The 25,516-nt window shown below is 58.0% G+C and carries 26 protein-coding genes and 3 pseudogenes; 15 read left to right on the plus strand and 14 right to left on the minus strand.

The genetic code is table 11. The features are described 5' to 3' along the window. Positions 1-743 precede the first annotated feature (743 nt). Positions 744-1,361: a TetR/AcrR family transcriptional regulator gene (locus ABJO75_RS02520; protein WP_348132968.1), complete on the plus strand. Its 618-nt coding sequence runs from the start codon at positions 744-746 to the stop codon at positions 1,359-1,361. Here the strand turns inward: ABJO75_RS02520 and ABJO75_RS02525 are convergent. From ABJO75_RS02525 to ABJO75_RS02555, 7 genes are read right to left on the minus strand one after another with little or no spacing between them, the layout of a single operon-like run. Next, complete coding sequence (locus ABJO75_RS02525) at positions 1,358-2,158, minus strand: ABC transporter ATP-binding protein (RefSeq protein WP_348132971.1); 801 nt, start codon at positions 2,156-2,158, stop codon at positions 1,358-1,360. The genes ABJO75_RS02520 and ABJO75_RS02525 overlap by 4 nt on opposite strands. Beyond that, entirely contained in the window at positions 2,155-3,210 is a 1,056-nt protein-coding gene (locus tag ABJO75_RS02530; protein WP_348132974.1) for a dihydrodipicolinate synthase family protein, read from the minus strand. Before ABJO75_RS02530 ends, ABJO75_RS02525 begins: the two co-directional genes overlap by 4 nt. An 11-nt stretch (positions 3,211-3,221) precedes the next feature. After that, positions 3,222-4,022, minus strand: a complete 801-nt coding sequence (locus ABJO75_RS02535) for a GNAT family N-acetyltransferase (protein WP_348132977.1) — start codon at positions 4,020-4,022, stop codon at positions 3,222-3,224. 19 nt (positions 4,023-4,041) lie between these two features. Further along, entirely contained in the window at positions 4,042-4,800 is a 759-nt protein-coding gene (locus ABJO75_RS02540; protein WP_348132980.1) for a hypothetical protein, read from the minus strand. Between the two features lie 9 nt (positions 4,801-4,809). Further along, the gene (locus ABJO75_RS02545) at positions 4,810-5,097 is read right to left on the minus strand and encodes a hypothetical protein (RefSeq protein WP_348132982.1); all 288 of its coding nucleotides are present in this window, start codon (positions 5,095-5,097) and stop codon (positions 4,810-4,812) included. Then, entirely contained in the window at positions 5,094-6,503 is a 1,410-nt protein-coding gene (locus ABJO75_RS02550; protein WP_348132985.1) for an amidase, read from the minus strand. The genes ABJO75_RS02545 and ABJO75_RS02550 overlap by 4 nt, the downstream gene beginning before the upstream one ends. Further along, positions 6,500-7,240 carry an ABC transporter permease gene (locus ABJO75_RS02555; RefSeq protein WP_348132988.1) on the minus strand — a complete coding sequence of 247 codons (741 nt, stop codon included), beginning with the start codon at positions 7,238-7,240 and terminating at the stop codon, positions 6,500-6,502. Before ABJO75_RS02555 ends, ABJO75_RS02550 begins: the two co-directional genes overlap by 4 nt. A 233-nt stretch (positions 7,241-7,473) precedes the next feature. Between ABJO75_RS02555 and ABJO75_RS02560 the strand changes: the two genes are divergently transcribed. The 3 genes and pseudogenes from ABJO75_RS02560 to ABJO75_RS02570 form a co-directional block, all read left to right on the plus strand. Continuing rightward, the gene (locus ABJO75_RS02560; protein WP_348132991.1) at positions 7,474-7,626 is read left to right on the plus strand and encodes a hypothetical protein; all 153 of its coding nucleotides are present in this window, start codon (positions 7,474-7,476) and stop codon (positions 7,624-7,626) included. A 62-nt stretch (positions 7,627-7,688) separates the two neighbouring features. Then, positions 7,689-8,159 (plus strand): annotated as a pseudogene (locus ABJO75_RS02565) (ABC transporter substrate-binding protein); the annotation flags it as partial. 312 nt (positions 8,160-8,471) lie between these two features. Next, positions 8,472-8,651, plus strand: a pseudogene (locus ABJO75_RS02570) (IS6 family transposase); the annotation flags it as partial. Between the two features lie 69 nt (positions 8,652-8,720). On the opposite strand, the gene ABJO75_RS02575 reads toward ABJO75_RS02570, so the two are convergent. Then, entirely contained in the window at positions 8,721-9,494 is a 774-nt protein-coding gene (locus tag ABJO75_RS02575; protein WP_348132993.1) for a hypothetical protein, read from the minus strand. A 327-nt stretch (positions 9,495-9,821) separates the two neighbouring features. Continuing rightward, a complete protein-coding gene (locus ABJO75_RS02580; protein WP_348132996.1) occupies positions 9,822-10,808 on the minus strand; it encodes a zinc-dependent alcohol dehydrogenase family protein in 987 nt (328 codons plus the stop codon). 336 nt (positions 10,809-11,144) lie between these two features. Between ABJO75_RS02580 and ABJO75_RS02585 the strand changes: the two genes are divergently transcribed. The 9 genes from ABJO75_RS02585 (at position 11,145) to ABJO75_RS02625 (ending at position 19,102) form a co-directional block, all read left to right on the plus strand. Further along, complete coding sequence (locus tag ABJO75_RS02585; RefSeq protein WP_348132998.1) at positions 11,145-12,134, plus strand: thiamine pyrophosphate-dependent dehydrogenase E1 component subunit alpha; 990 nt, start codon at positions 11,145-11,147, stop codon at positions 12,132-12,134. 21 nt (positions 12,135-12,155) lie between these two features. Next, positions 12,156-13,175 carry an alpha-ketoacid dehydrogenase subunit beta gene (locus ABJO75_RS02590; protein ID WP_348133001.1) on the plus strand — a complete coding sequence of 340 codons (1,020 nt, stop codon included), beginning with the start codon at positions 12,156-12,158 and terminating at the stop codon, positions 13,173-13,175. 74 nt (positions 13,176-13,249) lie between these two features. Next, positions 13,250-13,483, plus strand: a complete 234-nt coding sequence (locus ABJO75_RS02595; RefSeq protein ID WP_348133004.1) for a biotin/lipoyl-containing protein — start codon at positions 13,250-13,252, stop codon at positions 13,481-13,483. Beyond that, entirely contained in the window at positions 13,480-14,160 is a 681-nt protein-coding gene (locus tag ABJO75_RS02600) for a 2-oxo acid dehydrogenase subunit E2 (protein WP_348133006.1), read from the plus strand. The genes ABJO75_RS02595 and ABJO75_RS02600 overlap by 4 nt, the downstream gene beginning before the upstream one ends. Further along, a complete protein-coding gene (locus ABJO75_RS02605) occupies positions 14,157-14,864 on the plus strand; it encodes a hypothetical protein (RefSeq protein WP_348133009.1) in 708 nt (235 codons plus the stop codon). Before ABJO75_RS02600 ends, ABJO75_RS02605 begins: the two co-directional genes overlap by 4 nt. A gap of 29 nt (positions 14,865-14,893) precedes the next feature. Next, positions 14,894-15,487 (plus strand): hypothetical protein, encoded by a 594-nt coding sequence (locus tag ABJO75_RS02610; protein ID WP_348133011.1) that lies wholly within the window; start codon positions 14,894-14,896, stop codon positions 15,485-15,487. A 12-nt stretch (positions 15,488-15,499) separates the two neighbouring features. Beyond that, on the plus strand, positions 15,500-17,077 hold the full coding sequence (locus ABJO75_RS02615) for a GMC family oxidoreductase (protein WP_348133014.1): 1,578 nt from the start codon (positions 15,500-15,502) through the stop codon (positions 17,075-17,077). Positions 17,078-17,201: 124 nt separating this feature from the next. Further along, on the plus strand, positions 17,202-17,786 hold the full coding sequence (locus ABJO75_RS02620; RefSeq protein WP_348133016.1) for a VOC family protein: 585 nt from the start codon (positions 17,202-17,204) through the stop codon (positions 17,784-17,786). 62 nt (positions 17,787-17,848) lie between these two features. After that, positions 17,849-19,102, plus strand: coding sequence for a HupE/UreJ family protein (locus ABJO75_RS02625; protein ID WP_348133018.1), 1,254 nt, complete (start codon positions 17,849-17,851; stop codon positions 19,100-19,102). A gap of 18 nt (positions 19,103-19,120) precedes the next feature. On the opposite strand, the gene ABJO75_RS02630 is transcribed toward ABJO75_RS02625, so the two are convergent. The 5 genes from ABJO75_RS02630 to ABJO75_RS02650 form a co-directional block, all read right to left on the minus strand. After that, positions 19,121-20,974, minus strand: a complete 1,854-nt coding sequence (locus tag ABJO75_RS02630; RefSeq protein WP_348133021.1) for a helix-turn-helix domain-containing protein — start codon at positions 20,972-20,974, stop codon at positions 19,121-19,123. An 88-nt stretch (positions 20,975-21,062) separates the two neighbouring features. Next, positions 21,063-21,860: an SDR family NAD(P)-dependent oxidoreductase gene (locus tag ABJO75_RS02635; protein WP_348133023.1), complete on the minus strand. Its 798-nt coding sequence runs from the start codon at positions 21,858-21,860 to the stop codon at positions 21,063-21,065. 10 nt (positions 21,861-21,870) lie between these two features. After that, entirely contained in the window at positions 21,871-22,839 is a 969-nt protein-coding gene (locus tag ABJO75_RS02640; RefSeq protein WP_348133026.1) for an LLM class oxidoreductase, read from the minus strand. Next, complete coding sequence (locus tag ABJO75_RS02645; protein WP_348133029.1) at positions 22,832-23,629, minus strand: CmcJ/NvfI family oxidoreductase; 798 nt, start codon at positions 23,627-23,629, stop codon at positions 22,832-22,834. Before ABJO75_RS02645 ends, ABJO75_RS02640 begins: the two co-directional genes overlap by 8 nt. Before the next feature lie 64 nt (positions 23,630-23,693). Beyond that, entirely contained in the window at positions 23,694-23,996 is a 303-nt protein-coding gene (locus ABJO75_RS02650) for a DUF1330 domain-containing protein (protein WP_348133032.1), read from the minus strand. Between the two features lie 118 nt (positions 23,997-24,114). Here ABJO75_RS02650 and ABJO75_RS02655 point away from each other — a divergent pair, with 118 nt between their 5' ends. Both ABJO75_RS02655 and ABJO75_RS02660 read left to right on the plus strand, forming a co-directional pair. Continuing rightward, complete coding sequence (locus ABJO75_RS02655) at positions 24,115-25,023, plus strand: LysR substrate-binding domain-containing protein (RefSeq protein WP_348133035.1); 909 nt, start codon at positions 24,115-24,117, stop codon at positions 25,021-25,023. Between the two features lie 302 nt (positions 25,024-25,325). Beyond that, positions 25,326-25,516 (plus strand): annotated as a pseudogene (locus ABJO75_RS02660) (ATP-binding protein); the annotation flags it as partial.

The following is a 25,516-nucleotide window of genomic DNA, read 5'->3' on the forward strand; positions in this document are numbered from 1 at the left end:
CTGCATTGAACGATCTTCAAACCGCTACCGCACCGCAAATTCGTTGAATAGTCCCGCACCACGAGGTCTAGCCCCACCACTTGGCAATCGACCGCATGAAGCCCTGCGCTTGTCTAAGAGGAAGTCGAAACACGACCTGCGGGACAAGGCAAATCTCGATTTCCAAATTGGGGTAACGCGCCTGACTAACGCAAGTATTGCGGCGAGGCGCTGCCCAAAATTCAACCACATCATTTGACACCCATACCGTCAAACAACCACGTTGACGAAGGCTCTCGTTGTACTCTGATGCGTTCGCCACCCGATACAGTGCCTTGTCGAACTTGTCCCGACAGGCGCCATTGAATTTGTGGGGCATCGGTGCCGGTACTCGCAAGCGAGAGCGGCGTTTGTAGCGCGGTTGTACGATCTCTGTAACACTGCCCCTCGGCAAATATCGCGTTGATCCGTTCCTTTTGGGATGTTTAAACTGCCGTGCAAGTTCAACCCCACTCGTCGTGACAAGACTCCCCATCAAATCAATGGATAACCAACTGGCCTGAATACAACGAAGGGTGTGATGACTGTATCCAACGTCAGCGAAGAACCTGCTGCTTTCCAAACATTGCGCCACAACAGTGCAACTTGGCCGATTGACACTGTCTTGCTCCAATCGGCACAAGGAGGTAAGTTTCACTGTTGTTCTAAGAAAAGCCGCAAGTGCCGACGTGCAAAGCATGACTGTCAGACGAACCCGTTCCGAGATGGCGGACAAGACACGACTTCAACTGCTGAAGGCGGCGCAGGAGACTTTTGCGGAATTCGGATTGAAAGGTGCTCGGATTGACACGATTGCCCAGAGAGCTGGCGTGAATAAACAGCTTGTGTATCATTATTTCGGAAACAAGGACGGTCTCTATTCTACTGTCCTTGAGAAGGTTTATTCTGAGATCCGGGAGCGGGAGTCTGAACTCAAGCTCTCCACCCTGCCGGTCGAAGAGGCCATGCGCAGTCTGATCGAATTTTCCTATGACTATCTAAGGGAAAACCCCGATTTCGTTCGCATACTGGCCGACGAAAATGTGCATGGCGGGCGGCATATGCAAGCGTCGGAAACTGTCCAGGCTTTGAACACGCCGATTATCACGCTGATCGAAGAAACCTTGGTGCGTGGTGTTGACGAAGGACTGTTCCGCAAGGGCGTCGATCCGCTTCATTTCTATCTGTCCATCGCCGGCATGTCGTTCTTCTATTTTGCGAACATCCACACCATCAGTCGCGCCTTCGGCCGGGATTTCGATACAAAGGACGCGATGGACGAACGCCGGGCTCACATCGTGGACTTGGCGCTGAATGGGATCAGGCCGCGACCGGTGATCTAAGCCCGATCTGCGGCACTCGCCTCAGCGCTATCGTCGAGATCAAGCAGCTTGTAGATTTTCTTTGTATACGCGCCGAATTCTGGCGTTGCCTTGATCGACAGGCCACGCGGAAATGGCAGCTCGATTGGAAAGTTGTCTGCCATGCGGGCCGGACCCGACGTCAGCACCACACAGCGCGATCCAAGAAAAACCGCTTCCTGGATCGAATGAGTCACGAAGAGGATCGTCTTGTTAGACGCTTCCCAGATGCGCTGGATTTCGAGATTCATCTTTTCCCGCGTGAGCGCATCAAGCGCGCCAAAAGGCTCGTCCATCAGCACCAGTTTGGGATCATGGATCAGCGCGCGGGCGATGGATGCCCTTTGTTGCATCCCGCCCGACAACTCGTAGGGATAGTGACTTTCGTACCCTGACAGCCCCACCATGCTCAGCAATTCGCGCGCGCGTTCCCGGCTTTCTTTCATCGGCAGGCCGATGATTTCGGCGGGGAGCAGGACGTTGTCGATAATCCGGCGCCACTTCAATAGCAGGGACTGCTGGAAGACCATTCCGATGTCACGACTGGGGTCAAACGGCGTGCTTTCGGATCCGACGTGGACTGTGCCACCATCATGGGGGTGCAGATCCGCGAGGATTTTCAGAATCGTGGATTTGCCGCAACCTGATGGTCCGACAAGTGACACAAAATCTCCGTCCTCGACATCCATGGTCACATCGGAGACGGCAAGAAGGTCGGCGCCACGGGTCTTGTAGACTTTACGGATGCCCTTCATGTGAATGATCGGTTCTTTGGTCATGACAGCCAGCGCTCCAGATTTTCGGCGACAAACGTATCGTCTGTCAGGTGGGGGTGCTCGCGGCACACGCGGGTGATTTCATCTGCTTGGCCCGGCCCCATGGTTTCGCGGTCGCTGAGACAGCGGGTGTGAAGAAGCAAGCCCTGACGCCGCAAGACCTCGTGACATCCGGCGATCGCACCCTGAAATCCATTGGCGACATCGAACAGCGCCGCGTTGCAATCCGTGACCTCTGCATCAAGGGCCAGCAAGCTAGTCGAGATTGTGCCAGTTTCCTGCGCTGCCCGGCATTTCTGGTGCAATTCGACAGCGCCCTTTGTCCAGACCGACCAATGGCCGAGCAACCCGCCCCGGATAGGTAACGTCAGGGTGTCATCGTCGCGGACAATGGTAAATGGGGTTAGCAGATCCCCGACGATATGATCATCGTTGCCTGTGTAAAGCGCGATGCGATCCTCGGCGCGTGCGGCTGCCACGCCGCGCAGCACATTCAACGTGTCGTATCGGTTGAAGGGCGCCATCTTGACGCCGATGACGTTTTCGATCGCGGCGAAACGCTTCCAGAATTCGAAGGGCAGGGGAACGCCGCCCACCGCCGGTTGCAGGTAGAAGCCGAACAGGGGAATCTCGCGGGCGACCGTTGCGCAGTGATCGATCATCTCATCGATTGATGCGTCTTTCCAGGCCGCGAGGCACATCAGTCCGGCATGATAACCAAGGTTGCGCGCCACCTGTGCTTCCTTGACCGCCTGCTCAGTCCGACCGACAAGGCCAGCGATCTGAACAAGCGGGCGACCCGTCCAGTCGCCAGCGGCTTCGGCGCAGGTGTCGAGCACTTTGTCATAGAGACCATTTTCGCGGATTTCGAACTGAGTCGTATGAACGCCAACCGCGAGTCCGCCGACGCCGGCATCGACATAGTAGCGTGTCAGGGCGCGCTGTCGGACTAGATCAATCTGCGTGCCCTTTCCCAGTGCGAGCGGGTGCGCAGGAATGACCGTGCCAGCCCGAAGGCTTTCCAGTGCGGGAGTGGGAATATCTGTCCAGTGCATGTTTGTCTTACCTATCCGAGTTCAGGGCCGGCGGCCGCAAAGAGCCGCGACCTATCTTTGATTTTCTCATTGAGCCTCTTGGCCATGCGCAGGAACGGGCGCTGCTTTGAAAAGCCCCACGTCTCAAGGGTAGTCACGAGCGGGTGGATGGCGACAGCATCGATGAAGACCGGCCCTGAGATCGCCGCAAGCGCAGCGCTCAAAAGCTGCTCTGCGCTTTCAGCAGACGGCGCGATGATCGGGCCGATCTGGGTTGCGATACGACCTGCGCGTGACAAAACGTACCCATCTTGCGCCTCACGCACAAAAGCAACCACACCGTTGCGCGATAGCAGGTTTTCCAGAATGAATGCACGTTCGCCGCCAATTGCGTCCTTGTCGAGGGCCGCGATCCACGGCAGGTCAGAGTGCAAAGTGGGCCGCAGGCTGTCCAAGTTTGCTGTGCCGCCACCGAAACCTTTCATCCGCACGAGTTCGAGCACCGGCGTAAATCCCATGCTACGATAGAGCGGCTCGCCAGCCGGTGTGGCATCGAGAAATGAGATTCTGCCAGAGTGTTCAAACCAATCGACGCAAGCGTTCAACAAGCGTTTCGCGTGACCCTGCCGACGCATCTTTTGCGTCACCAGAACCATGCTGATCCAGCCAATCCGGGGGCCCATCGGCAAGGCCAGCGCCGTTGCTCCCGGTACTCCGGTCTCGTCGGCGATTGAAAATCCCTGACCATTCTCCAGCATCATGGCCCAGTCGGACGGCAGTTGGTTCCAACCGGCCTCGTCCGACAGCGGTTGACACCGGGGGGCGTCCGCCACCGTCAGATGCTGGATTGGCTCAGTAGCGGCCGTCACGCTTCTCGAATTTGGTCGGCTTGCCGAGTGTGGGCATGTCGCGCGCGATCCAGTCTGCCACCCAATCGAGCAGCCTTGCCAATGGCACCTCGGGATATCCGAACAAGCGAAACGCTTCGGCCGAGTTGTTAAGCCATGCTGATGGACCCGGGTCGCCCGTGAAAACCGGCTCGCGATCCATACGCTTGGCCAGTTCCGTTGCCAGCCAGCGCACCGATAGCGTTTCTGGGCCGCTGACGTTGAGAGGCGATGTCGGGACCGTGGCATGTGCCAATGCGCGCAGTGCGAAACGGTTTGCGTCTCCCTGCCAGATCACGTTCACATGGCCGATCGAGAGATTAACCGGCTGGCTCGTGGCGACCTTCTGAGCAATGTCGCAGAGGACTCCATACCGCATATCGATTGCATAGTTCAGCCGGATCAGCCGGCCAGGCGCGCCATGGACCTGCGAAAAATGCTGAAACATCCGTTCACGGCCAATGCAAGATTGTGCGTACTCGCCCGGCGGATTCGGTTCAACGCCTTCGTCAGCGCCGATGTCTTCGAGATTAACAAATGGATAGACGCAGCCGGTCGAAAAGGCGGAGATCCGGGATTTGGTGAATGTCTCGGCGACCAGCCCTGGCAGGTAGGTGTTCATCGCCCACGTCAGACCCTGATTGCCTGACGAGCCGAACTTGTGGGCCGCCATGAAAACGATATTTTTGATCTGTGGGAGCCTGTCCACCGCGGCGCGATCCATGAGATCGCACTAGATCGTTTCCACGCCCCATTCGTCGAGTTGCGCGCGCGCATCTGGGTCTGAGAATCGTGCTACACCGACGACGCGTTTATTCGGGGCAGCGCGGGCGGCCATATGTGCGAGCGAAGGCCCAACCTTGCCCGAGACACCCAGAACCATGATCTCACCATCAAGCGCCGCAAGATCCGCTTCTGTTGCTGCATCAGGGCGTGAAAGCAGATCTTCGAGAGTTTCCAAGTCAGCAATGTGATCCGGTAGAGAACGAGCGTGCATGGGGGTATCCTTTTGGTCTTTCATGTCTGGTCTCCACCGGGCAAGTCAGGGTGACTGTCTGCCCAGGGGCGAATGGTCTCGAACGCGCGGGCGGCCTGTAGAACGGCAAGATCCGCGCCGTAAGGTCCCACAATCTGAAGCCCGACCGGCAAGCCCGCATCCGTAAAGCCACAGGGGACCGACGCTGCGGGTTGACGGGTGAGATTGAACGGTATGCAGAGCTTGGTCCACGAGTAGCGCGTTTCCCCTTGGGGGCGGTCGATCTCTGCCGAGAACGGCGGGACCGTCAAGGTGGGCGAGATCAGCAGGTCATAGGTCTGATGAAACTCCGCCATCTGGCGCATCAGCGCGGTCCGCGCCATTTCCGCGTCGAAATGGTCGTTGAGATCAGCGCCAAAGCTGCTCCTGATTTCTTCGGCAATCGCAGGATCCATGATCGCAAGCTTTGCCTCGTCGAAGTGCCGAAAGGCATAGGCGGCGAACCCACGCCGAAGCCGAGTCATCAGTGGTTCGGGGTCATCCATTATGTGGTCGACCTGATGAACCGATGCGCCCAATTCGGCAAAAGCCTGGGCCGCTTGCGCAACCAGAACGGCGACCTCGGGCGCGACGGTGGCGCATCCAAAGTCCGGGCTGAATGCGATCCGCCAGGCGCGAGGGTCGGAGTCGAGTTCTTCGTGGTAAGTTGTGCAATCGTGGGCAAGCGCGGTCACGTCCCGAATGTCGGGTCTGGACAGGATGGTCAGCATGCGCGCCGCGTCTTCGACGGTTCTGGTCATCGGTCCAAAGCTGACCATCGAGGCGAGCGGCGTCGGCGGATATGTCGGGACACGACCGCCCGAAGGTTTGAATCCAAAGACCCCGCTGAAACTGGACGGGATCCGGATCGATCCTCCGGCGTCAGTACCAAGATGCAACGTCCCGGCCGATGTGGCCGCCGCGACACCGGCACCGCCGCTTGATCCGCCAGGTGTCAAATCCCGGTTCCACGGATTGCGGGTGATGCCGGTGAGCGGGGAGGAGGTGACTGGTTTGAAGGCGAATTCGGGTGTTGTGGTTTTGCCGACCAAGACCGCGCCCGCCTCACGCAGGCGTGCAGTGGCGGGGCCATCCTCGGTCCAGGGGCCGGCCTCGGGGATCGTTATGGAGCCGCGGCGGGTGGGCCAGCCTTTGGTCAGGACAAGATCCTTGAGGGTCGTCGAGACGCCGTCGATCGGGCTGAGCGGTGAGCCCTCTGCATAGCGTCGCTCGGATGCTTCGGCGGAGACCAATGCGCCTTCAGCGTCGATCACGCAGAAGGCGTTGAATGCCGGCTGAATGCGGTCGACCCGGTCAAGCATCGCTTGGGCCATCTCGACCGTTGACAGTGACCGTTTTCTGAAAGCGACCACTTGCTCGGCTGCGGTGAGTAGAGTCAGGTCAGAGGTCATGACGGTGCCTGTTCAAGCCTTGCATCCTTGACCACGAACAGCTTTTCAAGAAACAGGACAAGGCCAAAGAGCGCCACACCCAGCAGGCTGAGTAGCAGGACGGCCATGAACATCGCCGCCGTGTCGAGTGTCGATTGCACCTGGATCATGAGATAGCCCAGCCCTTCGCTTGAGGCGACGAACTCACCCACAATTGCGCCTGCGACGGCGAGGATGGCGCCGACCTTCATTGCGGAGAAGATGTACGGCAGGGCACCTGGCAGTTGGATTTTTATGAAGATCTTCCACCGCGTCCCCTTGAGCGCGCGGACGAGATCGAGCAGGTCGGGTTCGACTTCCCGCAGGCCGCGCGCCGTCGTGATCAGGATCGGAAAAAAGCTGATCAAGAAGGCGAAAAAGATGTTGGTGGAAACGCCGTAACCGAACCACACGATTAGTAATGGGCCAAGTGCCACCTTAGGGATCATCGAGATCGTGATGAAAAGCGGTAACAACGTCGCTCTTACAAGGCGAAACCAGGTGAAGATCATCGCGGTCAATACACCGATGGCAATGGCCAGAGCATAGCCTAAGAAGATTTCGGTCGCTGTGATAAAGGTGTTGTAGCCCCATTGGTAACCGGGATCGAAGAGGGTCATTATGGTGTCGCCGGGCGACGGCAGGATGAAGGACGGCCAGTTCTCAGGAAGCAGGGCGTGCTGTTTTGGTTCGGATGGTGCTGAAGCTGTGTCGTGCATCGTCATCCCTTGGCATTTATCAACTATATGGTTGATGAAATTATGTGTGAATGCCGCTTGTCAAAGAAATTCTTTGCATCTCGACGCAAAATATCGATGGATAAGAGGTGTCATCCAACTAAACAGTTGAAATTTGTCGACAGAGACGGAAGCGCGCTTCTAACATTTTTCAAATATTGGGCCGAAATCGATACGTCTTAACGATCTGGCCGCAACCAACTGAGAGTATCGGAATGAATTTCGGTTCAAAGAATGTAATAGCATCGGCATTGATCGTGTTGGCACCTTTGGTTGCTCAAGCGCAGGAACCGGTGAGCCTGATCCTGAACTGGACAGCAGGTGCAGATCACGCGCCTCTCTACTATGCGTTTAGCCAAGGCTGGTAAGAAGAGGCGGGTATCGATCTTGATATACAACCAGCAAAGGCTTCGGGCTAGCTGCTCAGAATGTCGGTATCGGCGCGGTCGATATGGGGATTGCAGAGCTCGGGACTGCGTTCCTCGCCAAATCCAAGGGGGCAGACCTGACTGCGGTTATGGCACTTTATGCCAATTCCCCTTTCACGCTCTATTGGAAGAAATCCAGCGGGATAGAGACCGTTGCGGATTTTGAAGGAAAGACGCTTGGCAACCCGTCGGGCGATGCGGCCCGTGTGATGTGGCCCGCCTTCGCCAACGCAACAGGGATCGCCGAGGGTTCGGTGGATTTCGTCAACCTTGCGCCCGCCGCCAAATTGCCCACGTTGGTTGCGGGGAGGGTGGACATTATCAGTGACTTCTACAACGGTCACGACCAGAAAGTGGGAGAGTTGGGCGACGATCTTGGCTTTATCCGCTGGAGCGAGATCGGGCTTAATCCCTATGGCAATTCGTTCATCGTGAAGCAATGGAGGATCAGTGGGGCCGAGTTCAAGATTTGATGACGACCGAGGACACCGTCGAGAAGGGCCTAGGGTGGTTTGGATCAGAGCGAATCTCGGAAACTTACGATCTCGTCGATACCTATTTTAAGATTGAGAACGCATTCAAGCCCTCTACTGCCTACACCAACGATTTCCTGAGCCAGGATATCAAGATGACCACTCCCTGAAGGTCGCGTGCTCGAAAAGGCTAAGCGTAGCGATCACACTTCCGTAGTGGGGTCGTTGCCGTCAATCGTCCAACGATATCAGGAGTGGGTAAAACGGCATCGCCAACTTGTTCGGGGTCTCGTGGCTGTCTAAGCGTTTGCGATGAGTGCTCCATCCACCATGCCCCGCCTGAAAGGCAATCGTCTCCCACGCGAAATCGTCGCCTATGCGGTCTGGGCCTACCACCGCTTCGCGCTCAGCACTGTCGATGTCGAGGACTTACCCTCCGGAGGGGGTGTGATCGTCGGCCGGGAAAGCAACCGGAAATGGGTGAACCGCTTTGATTTGACCTCGCAGCATGGGGCGCCTCTTAAGGACGATGCTGCATGAAGATCGTTCGGGAGTGTCGTTTCAATTGCGACGGGGTCGAATGACATGAAGACCATAGGCCTCGCGATGCGTCTCGGTGCCATGCATATCACGGGTGTAACTGCTCTCCGACACATCAAGGAATGCGACGCCTGACTGATCGTCTTTGCGGCTTGTGAGGTATAGCTGCCCATCAACATTTGAAGTTGCATATAGAGGTCCGCCGTAGAAATCCGTTGATTGTTGGAAATAAAGAGTTTCACCTTGATGGGTTAGATTGAAGTAGCCAACGCCCTTCCAGTCAAAGGGTACGACAGGAAAGAAATAGTAAAAATAAGGCCATTCACTGAAATCAGTAAACTGGTATTTCACCAACTCGAGATGCCCTTTGAGCGCCCCAAAGCTGTAGGTCGGAACATAAAGCCGCTCAGGTGTCGGGGATAGGCTGATGTATCGTGAATCCTCCCATACATCCGGGAGCGGATCGACATTTGTAACACGCCGCTGCCTGATGAAATGGCCGTCTTCCCCGACGCGCAACACGAAATGGCCCGAGTATTCAAATTGCTCATCTTTGATCAGATCAGCGATGATAAGATATGTGTGTTCCTGCTGGTCAAACCATATTTCGCTTGAGCCATAGAGAAGGCGCTCGATCTCGTAATTTTCGCTTTTCACACCTTGGGACAGCCGCGGATAGGCCCGCATCTCCGAAGGCGTGCTGAGAGAGGACAAAACTTCGAGTCCGCGAACATGCAACACGAAAGCCGCGACCATCCCTACGATTGATAGACCGATTATTTTAAGAGCTTTCATGCGCGGCTTCCTTTGGTCGAGCCGCAACATTGGTTCCTGCCGGTGTCGGAGCCTAAGCTTACGGTCCCGTAATGGGGTATGCTCATTACCTGATAAACGTCTGGAGCACAGCGGAAACCCCTCTCCATCAAGAACTCACGACCCTGAGCCGGGTAGTGTCCCAGCACGTCGTGTTGAGCGCGCACCATTCACGCCCGCGTTGGTTTCGTTTTGTGCTGTCCGTATAGCTTGGTTGCGCAAGAGGAATTTCTGAATCTTACCGGTGGAAGTGAGCGGGGCGGAGCCTGATCGACTCCGCCCCAAACTTAACATCTCATTCGGACGCTATCAGATCTCTACGACCACCTTGCCGATCGCCTTACCGCTTCCAAGACGTGCATATGCTGCGCCGACCTCTTCAAAGCCAAAGCGTTGTTCGTCCAGCAATGGTTTCACAATGCCTGCGTCCACCAGTTTAGCCAGTTTCGCGAGGATATCGCCGTGGACTTGGCGGTTTACGTTGTACAACATCGGGAGCAGCATAAAGACGATGTGCAATGAAAGGCCTTTGAAGTGTGCGGGCGACAGGTCAATTTCCAGCAGACCCACGGTGGACACCACCTGAGCATTCAGCGCGGCGGCTTCGAACGAGTTGGTCATATTGGCGCCACCCACTGCGTCAAAGATCATGTCAAAGCCAGCGCCGCCTGTCTGCGCCGCGACGTAATCTGCGATCTTCTGTTCCATGAAGTCGATGGGCGTTGCGCCATAGCCCTTGATGACGTCCATTTGCACATCGCCCGTGCCGGTTGCTGACACTTCGGCGCCCAGATGCTTGGCGATCTGGATGGCCATATGGCCAACACCGCCCGCGCCGCCTTGAACCAGAACCTTTTGTCCGGCGGTAACACCCGCGCGAGTCAGACCTTCGAAAGCGGTAATACCGACCAGCGGCATGGCGGCGGCTTCCCGCATGGACAGCGACTTGGGTTTGTGGGCGATCAGTTGGGCATCGGCCAGCATATATTCGGCCAGTGCGCCTTGCAGATTGGCCAAGCCACCTGCGCAGCCATAGATTTCATCGCCAACAGCAAAGCCTGTGACGCCCTCTCCGATTTCTTCGATAACACCGGCGAAATCCATGCCGAGCACGGCAGGGAGCGCAGGGGACAGCGGCAGATCGGTGCCCATGCTTTTGATCATCGTATCGACTGTGTTGATGCTGGTGGCATGGACGCGCAGTATAACGTGACCCGCTTTGACCTCTGGGCGGTCAAGCTCGGCGGCTTCAAAGTCTGCATCGGGTCCGTAAGTGTTCAATGTCATGGTTTTCATGGGGATAGCTCCTGAGGGTGAATTGGCTTGTTTGTACCTATCCAAACCCGAGAAGGTATTTAATCTGGCAAAACATATCATCAGTTTATTGATTTTGGATATAACTTGGGCTGAGTCGTTCCAAAGCGATAAAACCTGCAGACAAACCGCAGCTAAACGAGACCTTTCGAAAAAGCAGTGCTGTCTCAATGTGTCTCATACTGTCTCACTTTGAGACAGTTAGGCCGTTCGAACCCCCGGCCCATCAGACCCCTTCTTGATGGAGGCCCATTCGTCTCGCAGGCTCCGACATGAACTTATGTGGCAGCGCGCCACAAGCTACGGGAGGAGGAGTTCATGTCACCTACACGCGACGAACAGCATTGGATGTATCGCAACATGGTCACGAGCCGTCGGTTCGAAGAGGCCATTGCCAAGATCTATTTCGAAGGAAAGACCCCGGTTTTCAATATGGCCAACGGGCCAATTCCGGGCGAGATGCACCTGTCCGATGGGCAAGAGCCGGTGGCGGTGGGGGTCTGTGCGCACCTGACTCCCGAGGATGTGGTCACGGCCACTCACCGCCCGCACCATCAGGCCATCGCAAAGGGCGTTGATCTGGACAAGATGGCTGCTGAAATCTTTGGCAAGGCGTCCGGCCTGTCCGGCGGGCGGGGTGGGCATATGCACATCTTTGACCCCGATGTGAACTTTGCCTGCTCTGGCATCATTGCCCAAGGCATGGGGCCCGCTGTTGGCGCCGCCCTGTCGCGTAAGATGCAGGGCAAGCCCGGCGTTGCCGTGGCCTTTGTCGGCGAAGGCGCGGTCAACCAAGGTGGTTGGCACGAGGCGATGAACCTCGCCGCCGTGTGGAACCTGCCATTTGTCTGCGTCATTGAAGATAACGGCTGGGGCATCTCGGTCGCGAAAGAGACCGCCAGTGCAGTGGCCAGCAACGCCGACCGCGCGGCGGCCTATGGCATTCCGGGCAAGCGTGTTGAGGGCAACGATCCCTACGCCATTTACGACGCCGCAGGCGAGGCAATCGCGCGGGCGCGCGCCGGAGAAGGGCCGTCGCTTCTGGAATGCGAAACGTATCGCCTGGCCGGACACTTCATGGGCGACGCCGAAGGCTACCGCCCCGAAGGTGAAAAGGACGCGCTGTTCGAAAAGGATCCGATCCCGAAAATGCGCGAAAGGCTGAAAGCCGACGGTACCGCCAGCGAGGCAGAACTTAACGATATCGAAGCGCAGGCAAGCCAGCGCGTCGATGCAGCCATTACATTTGCCCGCGAAAGCGCGGACCCTGCCCCCAAAGATGCGCTCACTCGCATTTTCGCGGCTTGAGCATTCTGGGAGGAGAACAAAATGACCAAGTCAAATGAAAGAAAACTGACTATTGCGCGGTCGATGGCCGAAGCGGTCGCACAGGAGATGCGTATTGATCCCAGCGTTTTTGTTATGGGCGAGGACATTGGCCCATTGGGAGGCGTTTACGGCAATACCCGCGGGTTGATCGAGGAATTTGGTGGCGAACGCATTCGCGATACGCCAATTTCCGAAACCGCCTTTATCAGCGCAGCGGTCGGCGCGGCGCAGGACGGTATGCGGCCCGTTGTCGAGCTGATGTTTGTGGATTTCTTCGGCGTCTGTTTCGACGCGATCTACAACCTGATGGCCAAGAACACCTACTTCTCGGGCGGGTCATTCAAGGTGCCAATGGTGCTGATGACCTCCACCGGCGGCGGGTATTCGGATGCAGGCCAACACTCTCAATGCGTCTACGGAACCTTTGCCCACCTGCCAGGTATGAAGGTGGTGGCCCCGTCAAACGCGTATGACGCCAAAGGCTTGATGACCGCAGCCATGCGCGATGACAGTCCCGTCGTCTATATGTACCACAAGGGGCTGCAGGGGATGGGCTGGCTTGGCACCGAAGCGGGTGCAACCGTCCACGTGCCCGAGGAAAGCTACACGGTCGAGATTGGCAAGGCCAAGGTTGTGCGCGAGGGCAAGGACGTCACCATCGTCAGCCTTGGCATGGGAGTACATAACGCGCTCAAAGCGGCCAAAACCCTTGAAGGACTAGGCGTAAGCGCCGAAGTTGTGGACCTTGTCAGCCTTGTGCCGCTGGACCGCGAAACGATCCGCGCCAGCGTTGCCAAGACCGGGCGGCTGATCGTCGTGGATGAGGATTACATGAGCTATGGCGTCTCTGGCGAGATCATCGCGAGCGTGACAGAGCATGATATTTCGGTCCTGAAAGCCGCGCCTAAGCGGGTCGCGTTCCCCGATGTGCCGATCCCGTTCGCGCGGGTGATGGAACAGTATTGCCTGCCCAATCCCGACAAGATCGTGGCTGCTTGGGAACAGATGAAAGCCGCCTGACCACCACCACTCATACCGCGAAGCACATAAACGGGGTCGCCTTTGGCGCCCCCGAACAAAGAAGGAATGTAAACATGGCTACAGATATCGTTATCCCATCGGACCTTTGGGAAGAGGACGAGGAATGCGTCATCACCTCTTGGTTGGTGGATGATGGGGGCCGCGTCGAGGAGGGCGCGCTGATCGCCGAGATTATGACCGCCAAGGTGCAATACGAGATCAACGCACCAGCATCAGGGACTATGAAAATTACCGAAGAGGCTGATGCCGTTGTCGCCAAGGGCGCGGTCATTGGAACGATCGAATGACCTCTGTAGCAAAGGTTGTCCCGCTCAAAGGCATGCGTGGCATGATCGCCGATGCGATGGTCAAAAGCCTGGCCACCGCCGCGCAATTGACCCACCATGCCAGCGCCGATGCCTCTGCCCTGATGGTCGAAAAGGCGCGGCTGGCAGAGACCGGTACCAAAGCCTCAGTTGAGGACTTGCTGATGCTGGCGGTGGTTCGAGCGTTGAAGAAACACCCCGAAGCGAATGGCCGGGTCGAAGGGCGCGACGTCACCACCACGGACAAGGTTGATCTGTCGGTGGCGATCGCGCTGCCCGGCAATCTGCTGGTGGCTCCCGCGATTTTTGGCGCCAGCGAGATGTCTGTGTCGGAACTGCGCGAAGCACGGCAGGAGCTGGCTGCACGCGCCAAGGTCAACAAGTTAAGTGTGACCGAGATGACAGGCGGGACTTTTACCGTCTCGAACCTGGGACTGACGCGGGTCGAACACTTCACTCCGATTATCAACGCGCCGCAAATTTGTATTCTTGGTATTGGCCGCATGACCGACCGTGCCGTGGGCGACGCGGATGGTGGGATCGAAATGCGGCCACATGTGGGGCTTTCGCTGACCTTTGATCATCGCGCGCTGGACGGAGCGCCAGCGGGCGATCTGCTGACCACCATCTGCGATGAGATTGAAGGTCTTGCGCCGTGATCTGCGTTACCTTCGATACGGCGGATGATGGCAATGCCCGCGAAGAGGCATTGTTTGCCGCGGGTGACCCCGCCGTTTTGCTCTGGCAGGCACAGGCTCCATCGCTGGTCGTTCCACGCAGCCGGGCGCGCAAACCGGGGTTTGATGCGCTGCGCGAGGATGCCGCGTGCGCCGGTTGGCCGATCCTGTTGCGGACCAGTGGTGGCGGAGCCGTGCCGCAGGGGCCGGGCACCCTGAACATCGCGATGGTCGCGCGGATGCCGTGCAGCGCACATATCGAGCACGGCTATCGCCTGATCTGCGGCGCCATTGCCGAGGCCCTGGCCCGCTTTGAAGTACCCACACAGACCGGCGCAGTGAACGCTGCCTTTTGTGACGGGGATTGGAACGTCACCGTGGGCGGGCGCAAGCTGGTCGGCACCGCCCAACGCTGGCGACCAGCAGGAGGTGGCAGGTCGCTTGCCCTGATGCACGCCGCCATCGTTATCGACCATCCGCCGATCAGCGTCTGGCCGGTCTTGGGCGATGTCGAAGCACACGCGGGCGGCGTGATCCCACCCCGGCGCGACGTGCATGTCTCATTGAACGAACTCTTGCCTGAAAAAATGCGCCCTGCCGCCATTCACGGTGCGCTGATGCGCGCCGCAGAGGACCGGCTGCGCGCGCTGGACAGCCTACGGACTGAGGAGGCCGTGGCTGCGTAACCATAATGAAGACCCAAAGGGAGGAAACCATGACCATTCGATTTCACCGGCTGAAAAAGCCGAAACAGGACCACGCGGGCGTCAGCCGCCGCATGTTCCTGATGACCACCGCGATGGCGGGCGTAACCAGCAGCACGATGATCGCCAGCGCGGGGTGTGCATTCGCCAGCCCGCTGGACGATGGGCAAAGCGCCACGTTGCTGCGGATGGTGCAGGACATCTATCCGCATCCTGATTTGCTGGACGTCAACCACTATCAGGCGATTGCTGACGCAGTCATTGCCAATGCTGACGGCGACACCGCCGCAGCCAAGAACCTGCGCGAGGGGCTGGCCAGCATCGACGCGCAATCTCAGGCCCTTTTCGGCTCTGACTACATCGCGATCGAGGACCCAGACGCCCGCGAAGGTGTATTGCGCAAATTCCAGCATGACGGGTTCTTTCAGGGCGTCCGCTGGACCGCCTATTTCGCCATCTACAACAACGTCGATGTCTGGCCGCTGTTCGGATACCAAGGCTCGTCCGTCGAACACGGCGGTTACATCGACCGCGGATTTTCCGACATCACTTTCGTTCCTCAGGGCCCCAGCCTTGAAGTGCGCATGGCCGAAGTCAAAGGGTGAGGAAGCCGGAAGATGAAAACTTTTGAAAATACCGACGACTCTGTGGTCGTGATCATCGGCTCTGGTGCAGGAGGCGGCACGGTCGCCAATGAGCTTGCGAAGAAGGGCATCAAATCTGTCGTTCTGGAGGCAGGCAAGCAACTCGATTCCTCGGACATGGAAAATGACGAATGGACGATGTTCCAGAAGATCTCATGGCTTGACAAACGCTATTCGGCGGGCGGCTGGCACGGATCGGTCAATCACCCGAACCTCCCCGCGTGGATCGTCAAAGGCTATGGCGGGTCCACCGTGCATTGGGCCGGTGTTGCGCTGCGTTTCAAGGAGTTCGAGTTCAAGACCCGAAGCAACTACGGCGCGGTCGAAGGTGCCAATGTTGAAGACTGGCCTGTCAGCCTTGAGGAGATGACGCCTTGGTACGAAAAAGCCGAGATGAAGATGGGCGTCACCGGCAAGACCACCGGCATGCCGCATTTGCCGTGGAACAATGGCTTTCGTGTGCTGGCAGAAGGGTGCCGCAGAACGGGCCGCACCGATTACAACTCTGGCCCGATGGCGATCAACTCGGTCGAGAATGACGACCGGCCAGCGTGTCAGCAGATCGGGTTCTGTATGCAGGGTTGTGCGATTGGTGCCAAATGGTCGACGATGGTCACCGAGTTGCCGCGTGCCGAGGATTCCGGCCTGTGCGAAATCCGTACCGACGCCATGGCGCTTAAGATCGAACATGATGATACCGGCAAAGTCACCGGCGTCCTCTATGCCGACAGCGAAGGCAACCAGCACCTGCAAAAGGCACGCGTTGTCTGTGTGGCGGGCAATTCGATCGAAAGCCCGCGGCTGCTGCTGAATTCGGCGTCCGAAATGTTCCCCGATGGTTTGTCGAACTCGTCGGGGCAGGTGGGCAAGAACTACATGTGCCATACCTCGACCGGGATTTACGCGGTGATGCCCGAAAAAGTGCATATGTTCCGCGGCACATCCGTCGCTGGCATCGTCGGCGATGATGTCAAACACGAGCCTGCGCGCGGGTTCAACGGTGGCTATTATCTTGAATTCCTGTCGCTGGGTCTGCCTTTCATGGGCGCATTCCTTGAGCCCGGAAATACCGGATGGGGGCGCAGCTTCTCACGCGCGATGGAGCAATACGACCACATGTCGGGCGTTTGGGCATTGGGTGAGGATCTGGCGCAGGAGCAGAACGGCGTTACGTTGCATGGCAGCGAAGTGGATCAATATGGGCTGCCGGTGCCCATCATCGCCAAGACGCCGCACAATAATGATCATGCCATGACGGCGCATATGGTCGAGTCCACCTCGCAGATCTACGAATCCGTCGGCGCGACCGACATCTACGAACTGCCACCCTATCCGGCCAGCCACAATATGGGCACCAACCGGATGCACGCGGATGCCGACAAAGGCGTGGTCAATGCCTATGGCCAGAGCCACGACATCGGCAATCTGTTCGTCTCTGACGGCAGTCAGTTCACCTCGTCCGGGGCCTGCAACCCGACGCTGACCATCGTCGCGCTGGCCATCCGTCAGGCCGAATACATCGCCCAGGAAATGAACGCCCAGAACATCTGAGGCAAAGAGTTCCTCCCCGGTGTGGTCGGGTCTTCGGACCCGGCCGCATCGGGAGGCAACAGACCCGAGCGTGCAGCCCACTGTGCGGCGAGCCCGCTCGGCCATAATCCAAGGAGGAGAGACCATGACCAAATTTCTGAAACCCCTCGCCATTGCTGCGGCGATTGCAACCCCAATAACCGCGAGTGCCGAACTTCCGGGCATGCGCGGCACTCAGCATATCGGCATCACCGTGCCCGACGTCGACGAGGCCGTCGAATGGCTGGTCGACGTCATCGGCTGCGAGTCGTTCTATTCTTTCGGGCCCTTTGGGCCTTTTGAGGATGACTGGATGACCGACAACCTCAACGTCAACCCAAGGGCAGTGATCGACATCATCACGATGGTGAAATGCGGCAATGGCCCGGCGCTGGAGGTGTTCAAGTACACCTCTCCGGATCAGAACCCGACACCGCCGAAAAACAGCGATATCGGCGGTTATCATATCGCGCTCTATGTCGATGATATTCGCGAGGCCACGCAGTATCTGCGTGAGAATGATGTGCGCGTTCTGGAAGACCCGCATCCTTTGACCGGCACCGGATCAGAGGGGCAGGAATGGGTTTATTTCCTGACGCCATGGGGGATGCAGATGGAAATCGTCAGCTATCCTGACGGTATGTCCTACGAGCAAACTACCGAACGCCGGTTCTGGGATCCGCGCGGCTAAGTCGGTGAACCCTCGTGCCCCGACCTCAAGCTGGTCGGGGCCGTTTGCGAAAGGAGACCTCCATGAGTGTAATCATGACCCAACTCCGGGCCATCCGTTTCTGGCTGGTCCTGCCCGTCATTGCATCAATCACACCGCAGAGCGCCCTGGCTCATTTCAGCTATTCCGATCCGAGGATCATCCATGTGATTGAAGGCACCGATGGCGGGGTCGTCGTTCTGATGCGCTTGCCTGCGCCATTGGCGTTGCTGCCCAGTGACTGGCGCGGCAGCGACGAAACCCGGCTTCCACCTTTTGCGTCCCAGCCAAACGGCGAGGCAGTTCTGGATGCCGCCGCCCTGTCAGGGGACGGCGCGGATTTGCGCACAGTTCTCGGCCAGTCCCTTACGCTTTGGACGGGTGAGCATCGCAATGTACCGACTGTGACGAATTACCAGCTTTGGCATGACGCCGAGCGGCCACGTTTTGGCACGGTCAAGACGGCTATTGCCGTGTTCGAAGGACAATCGGGGGCGGCTCCGATCCCCTATTTCGATGCGACCGTCGATGTGATGCTGTCATTTCCCGATAGTGATCTGAACGGGCCACTGCGGTTGGAAACACGACTGGGCGATAGCTTTCAGGTCATCGAAAAGTTCGGGACCGTCGTCAAATTGCATCGCGCAGAGGGCACCCATACCAAGGCGGTCATTGGGCCGCTGGACGTGTCCTTTCCAGCAGCCACAACACGGTTCGGTGCTGTTCGTGACGCGGTGCTTAGCGGGGCGGAGCATATCTATCGCGGGTTGGACCATCTGGCGCTCATCGTGCTGATCGCACTGGCCGCGGACGGCTGGCGTCAGGCGTTGGGTTGGGCGTCTGCCTTTACAGTGGGCCATATCATCACGCTTGCAGCTGGTCTTTATGGGTTCGCGCCTTCTGCCGACTGGTTCATTCCCTTGGTCGAGATCGGGATCGCCCTGTCTATTGTGCTTGCTGGCGTTGCAATTTTTCTAAGGGCAAACAGCGCGCTTGGATGGGTTGGCCTGTTTTCTGTCGGGTTGATTCATGGCTACGGTTTTGCCGCATCTGCCGCGACGGCGCTGTTTGCAGGCGATTTTGATCCCTCTTTGCTGTCGGCTTTTGCTGCGGGTCTTGAGCTGTGCCAATTCGCCATTTACGCGCTGGTCCTGCCGGTGATATTGCTCGTCGACCGATATATGCCGATGACGTCGGTGTCTTGGCGGCGCGCCGTGGCGCTTGGAATCGCACTTTGTGCCGTGTCCGCCACTCTGTCTCGCTTGTCGGCAACGTCGGGAGTGTTTGCGGTGGCCTGAGCCCGCTTAGGCCAGAGCCTAATCGGGTCGTGTGATGCCGTGCTGCTTCATCTTTCGGTGGATGGTGGCACGGCCTATGCCCAAAGCGCGTGCAGCCTGGCTGACATTCCAGCGCGCACCGGCAAGCGCATCGGAGATCATTGTTTGCTCGTCATATCCTTTGTGGGAAATCCGGGCGCAGGGTGCTTTAATCTGAAGTGGTGGCGTGAAATGAATGACTCCGCTCAGATCAACTCTTGAAATCCGGCGCCCGTCACCTGCGATCAGAGCCTGCTGCAAAACATTGCGCAATTCCCTGACATTTCCGGGCCAGTGATGGGCGCACAGCGTTTCCATTGCCTCTGGGGCAATTTCAATGTCCAAGCCGGCCAGTGACGCGGCGATGTCTATGGCAAGGCGATCCAGACGTTCCCGCGCTGTGAGAGGCGGCAATGAAACCACCGTCCGAGCGAGCAAGAAGTACAGATCATCACGAAAAGCGCCCTGCTCAACTGCCTCTATCAAAGATCGACGGTTTGTCGCAAGGATCCGTGGCACGCCGTCGCTGGCCGGGGCCGGATCGAACTCATCCAGAACAGAACGTAGACCGGCTTGCGCATACTTTGGCATTTCGTCTATGTTTTCGAATACCAAGGTTACGGGTCCAAGGAGATCTGCACTTAGCGCCCCGGCAATGCGGGCCTGATCGACCAGCGTCTGAAAATAGGCCCGGTCCTCTGGTGTGTCATCCAGCGATGCGCAATCAACAGTCATTACTTGCGATGCATTAAGACGTTCGCCTTCGACCAAAGCGGCCACAAGACTTGATTTTCCTGTGCCTGACGGGCCTTCGATCACGAACGGGAGCGCGCGCCGAAAGCAAGCCTGCGCGCGGGCGCACATTGTCGCCATTTGTTCGCTGCCATGTGACAGCCGCCGGAATGACAGTCCAAGCCGTCGACGTACCGGTTTTGGGGCATCGGCGTGTCCGGCGGGGCGCCATCCGAGGCTCGCACCACCGCCCGCCGGACGATTGCATGTCGTGATCTGAAGCGATGATCCACCGTCCCGGCGAACGCTGACAACGCGTTCCGGCACCTTGTCCAGTATCGCAGCATCTGCGCCAAAGACCGTCTGAAACGCTTTGCCCTTTAACTGTGTGGGGTCGTCCGCATCCGCCAGCAGGTGCGCACGAGCCGTTGATCCTAGGATGATCCCATCCTCGTTTACAGCCACAAGTTCATTGTTTTGCATCAGATCGCGGTCTGCCTGGGGGGCGACGCCAAGGATCATGGCGTCTTTGAACTGGCGCTCAAATAGCAGGTGTTGAACCCGGTCTGCGGCGGTGCCAAGCAGTTGCCTGGCGAAAAGATAGTCCGCCTTGTTTCCGCGATCGAGCATCGAGAAATTCACGGCGCCGATGATCCGGTTCTCAGCATCAAAGAGCGGAACTGCGGTGCATGAAAAGGGATGCAACAAAGAAAAATAATGGTCCTGACCGCAGACGGTAAAGGCCTTGCCCTCGGACAAGGCCATGCTGACGCCATTTGTTCCCGCGACGCGTTCATCCCAGCAGGATCCAAAGGCAATGCCGTTTTGCTCAAAAATGACACGGCCGTGTTCCGGTCCTTCCAGCCGAAGCAGAACACCGTCAATGTCTGTTAGTACCATACAGGCGCCGGTCTCTGCGGCGATTCCAGAAAGTTGACGGAAGATGCCGTTGCGCCCGCCGGTGCGCTCTGTCATCGCCTCTAGTCGGGGCGCGACCTCGGTGCTTTGCATCCGCAAAATGGGGCGAGCGGTGTCGCGAGCGAGCTTGTATTTGCGCTCGCAACGCTCCCACGAGGCACCAAGTGCTGCCTCGACCCCCGGTCGTAGCGAAATCCCAGTCATATCTCCTCCACCCTGCGAACATACAGGGAGAAGGCAGCTGTTGGAATGATTTCCTCACCAAGAGCCTGAGGTGTTCTCATACTCCGACCTATGCCTGGCGGCGAAGGTCAGCCGAGATTTGTTCAAGCGTCTCCATGACCAGTGCGGCATGAGACAGATCAAGGGCACCCGGATGCGGTTCGCTAAAGCGTGCGGCGTCATTGTCGAAATACTTGCCCGACGCACTGGCGAACTCTGCGCTGGTCGCCGCTGCCGTAAGAACGTCAGCGCCAATCTGAATGTCGTTGCCCGTAACGCCAAAGCCTTCCTTGACCATCTTTGACGCCAGAAGCGAACCTGGATTCACCGCAACCGCGACCGGGCCATTCGGGTGCTCGCGAGAGAATTCGCGTGTCCAGATGGTGATCGCCAGCTTGCTTTGCGCGTAGGCATCAAAATCATCCAGCTTGGTCTGGCCTGTCATGGCTTTTGCGTCAATCGGGGCCTGAGCGGCAGAGGACAGGTTCACGATGCGCCCGTCTGCGGGAATGATGGGCAGCAGGGCATCGGTCAGGACGTAGGGCGCAAAGGTGTTGACCATGAATCGCAGGTCCAGCCCTTCGGGGGTTGTGGCGTCGGGCACTTTGTAGACGCCGGCATTGTTGATCAGTACGTCCAGCCGATCATGGCGGGCGGTAACTTCGGCGGCCAGCTTTTCGACCTCTGCCATGCGGGACAGATCGGCAGCATAGGTCTCAATCCCGCCGCCCAGCTTCGCCGCAGCGGCATCCAGTTTGGAGAGGCTGCGACCGTGCAGCAGGATCGTGTGGCCCAGATCGGCCAGCGTCTTGGCGGTGCGCAGCCCGATGCCGTCTGTTGACCCGGTGATGAGAATTGTCTTGGACATTGGTAGGTTCCTATTCAGCGAAGTCAGGCAACAAATCGTCGGCCAGACGTTTCAATGTGGTTTCGATACCCGCACTGTTAAAGCGCAGGTTGAGTGCGACGTGGTTGATACCGAGCGCCTCGATTTCACGCAGATAGCTGCGCAGGAAAGTGGTGCCGGACTGAAAGCCCAGGTGGATCGGGCGCGGCCCGGCATCCGGATCATCCAGCACATCGACATAGAGCGATTGCATCACCGGCTTGTCCATTCCCCCAGCCTTGGCGATGCGGGCTCGGTAATCGGTGACAACGCGGCCTTGCGACGGGGCATCGCGCGGATAGGTCATCCAGCCATCGCCGTTTTGCGCCACCCAATCAGGGTTTTGTTGGCTGCCGCCGGTGATCAGCAGCGGCAAGCGGGGCCCAGTCGGTTTGGGCAGCATATCCATACCGCCGGTCAATGTGCCGTAGCTGTTTTCCAGACTGGCGTAGGGGGCCGCAAGGCTGCGCATATACGCAATACTATCGCGAAAACGCGCGCGGCGATCAGGGAAAGTCATGCCCATCGCGGGGTACTCTTCCGGCCGATCGCCCGATGCCACGCCCAGCAGTAGCCGACCGCCCGACAGCGCATCGGCCGAGGCCGCCGCCTTGGCCACGTGCGCCGGATGGCGCAGGGGCAGCACGATGCTGGCCACGCCCAAGGCAATGTTCTGTGTCGCCATCGACAGCGCGCCAAGATAGACAAACGGGTCATAGATCTGCCCCGCATCGCCAAAGCTGGGCACGTTGAACGGCACATCCCGCAGCCAGACAGCGGCAAAGCCAAGGGTGTCGGCGAGTTGGATCCGCTCTATATGCCGGTCCATGGTCGGGACAGGGGTGTTGCCATGGGCCTCAATTGGCGCAACGAGGCCCAACGTCAACCGACCGGGCTTGAAAGTGGCGTTATAGGCGCGGTTGATCGCGGTAAAGGGTTGGGCTTCGGACGTGTCAAGCATGGAGAGCCTCCGGTTGGTACCGTACCAAGGTGCGACTTTCGATGCTTTGGCGGATGGAAATCACAGTGGGATCTTCGACCAGGTCGATGGCACTATGGGCGACCGGCGGGCGGCCCGCGTTATCATAGATATTGAAGAACACAACTTCATCCGGCGTCATCTTTGACTGATAAACCCACTCGTGTTTGTCATTCGCCGCAAGCCCCATGATCGAACCGCGCCGATCCGGGTATATCAAATCAAGCGTGATCCAATCCTGCGCCGCGACGCTCGACGGGCGCACAAACCCCAACGGCGCGGAGTTGATCGGGTGGGAGATGGGACGCCAAACATTTACGAAAGCATAGTGGCCCGTGGCCCATTCAGCGGCGTCCTCTGCCCCAAGCAGATCGATCAACCGTTGCTCTGCGCCTTTCACGCTATAGTCGCTATGCACGTTGCGCGCGGGTTTGCGTGTGGCATTGGGATCATCCGTGCGGACCGTGTGGTCAAAGATGATGACCTCCTGAGCTTTGATCCGGCGTTTCAGCAGGTCAGTCAATTCCGTATCATACGCGGCTTGCCACGCGTCCTTTTCGCCAAAATCCCTCACCGTCGAGGGGCTGCGAGCAAAGGCAACGCCATCGGTGGCAAAATTGGGTGCAGCACCCTGACGCAAATCATGCAGGGCGATTTGTGTGTCCACCAGTTCCGGTGAAATCAGATTGCCGACGATGCCGCCCGCGTCGATTTCAAAGGCTTGGCGCCCCGAGGCATGAACGTGATAATTGACATGTGCTGTGCGTGTCATGAGGGGCTCCTGTCTTTGCGGTGAAAGCGATGCCCCGCCCGTTTGGGCAGGGCGGCTTTGCCTGTCAGGCGAGGTCATCTTTTCCGTTGATGATGAAGTGCGACGAGTTCGACCCCTCGGTGCGTGCCTTTAGGTGAGGCGCATAGTCCAGGTCGTTGACGAAATCCAACGCGTCCTGCTTTGACGGCCATTCGATAATGATCCGCAAGGCCGCAGGTTGTGGATCACCTTCGACCTGTTCGTGGTCGGTGGTGCGGGCGATGTATTTGCCCCCGTGCTTGGTGATAATTTCAAGGGCCGGCGCAAGGTAGCCGGGAATCCAGTCTTCGTTTGTCGGAGTTACGGCGAGAACCGAGTAGCAAGTCATGTCTTTTCTCCAAAGATGGTTTCGATGCCACAATCGGCACAGAAGCGAAGATACATATTGTGAAGTCACCATAAATACGCGAATTTCCGATTCATAATTTAGATTATGGATATAAACGATGGACACTGCCAGCCTGCGCCTGTTCGTTCTTGCGGCGGAAAAGCTAAACATCAGCGCCGCCGGGCGCGACCTTGGCCTCGCCCCTGCAGTTGCTGGCGCACATCTGGCAAAGCTGGAAAAGGCGATTGGTGCTGACCTGTTGCACCGCACAACGCGCAAGGTATCCTTATCCTTGGAGGGGGCGGAATTCTTGCCCTTTGCGCGCGAAATCCTGGCCCAGGAAGACGCCGCGCGGGCCGCTCTTGGCAAGGGGCACGCAAGCCCCCGTGGTACGCTGCGGTTCACAGCACCCAGTACATTTGCCCAGCTTTACATCGCGCCCATCCTGCCGGAGTTTTTGCAACGTTATCCGGATCTGACACTGGATCTGCGGCTGTCGGACAGCGTGTTTGATTTGATCGAAGGCAGCTTTGACCTGGCGATCCGAAATTCCGCCCTTGAGGATTCCAGCCTGAAGGGCCGCAAGTTGGCAGATGACACCCGCATTCTATGTGCCTCGCCCTCCTATCTGAAGGAACACGGCACACCGACCCACCCGCGTGACCTCGCGCAGCATCAGTTGATCGCCTTCAAGAACCAGACGGCACGACCTTTGATCGGTCCGGATGGCCAAAAAGATGTGTTCGATCCTAGTGCCGCCGCCTGCCGCTTGGTCCTAGACGATGGATTAACCCAAAAGCTGGCAACAATCGCTGGCGCGGGGATTTCAATGAATTCGCTTTGGAGCGTCGGCACGGAGCTCGCTTCGGGTGACTTGGTTCAGATCCTGTCGGATTACGAAGTCGCCGACAAGACGGTCTTGTGGCTGGTCTATCCGAAGTCAAATGTCCTTTCGCCAAAGGTACGCGTATTCATGGATTTTTTGATCGAGAACGTAGTAAGAGCTGCGCGTTGGGGACGTTTGTAGGCTACCGGATGGCGGGAGGCATACGGATTAGCTATCATCTCTCAACCGGCACCGATGGGCGGTAGTGTCGCAGAGTTTCCGGCGCGTTGAAGGTAGCTCTATGAGCGGACAGACCTATCCAACGAGTGCTGCGAACTGCGCAAAGCTAGACTGCTCTGACAGGTCAAATTGACCATTCCGGATCATGTGGGCGACTTCGATCCCAGCAAGTGCCAATCCCGGAGACAAAAGGGGCAGGTTCCCGGAGAGATATTGGCCAGTTTTCGGATTTAGCCGCGCCTTGGCCGCGCGAATGGCATCGGGCAGCCGGAGTTCAAGCCATCGAGCATCACAGACGCAAGGTGCGCTTCTGCTCGACCGTCGAACTGGTCAACGCATTGGAGCAGGAAAAGGCCCTGGGGAAGGCCGGGAAAATGGCTGAGATGCTCACAAAAATCGACTTGGTCATCCTCGACGAGCTCGGCTACCTGCCGTTCAGCCCATCCGGTGGCGC

Origin of the sequence: Sedimentitalea sp. (assembly GCF_039973035.1) — a bacterium.
Classification (GTDB): domain Bacteria; phylum Pseudomonadota; class Alphaproteobacteria; order Rhodobacterales; family Rhodobacteraceae; genus Sedimentitalea.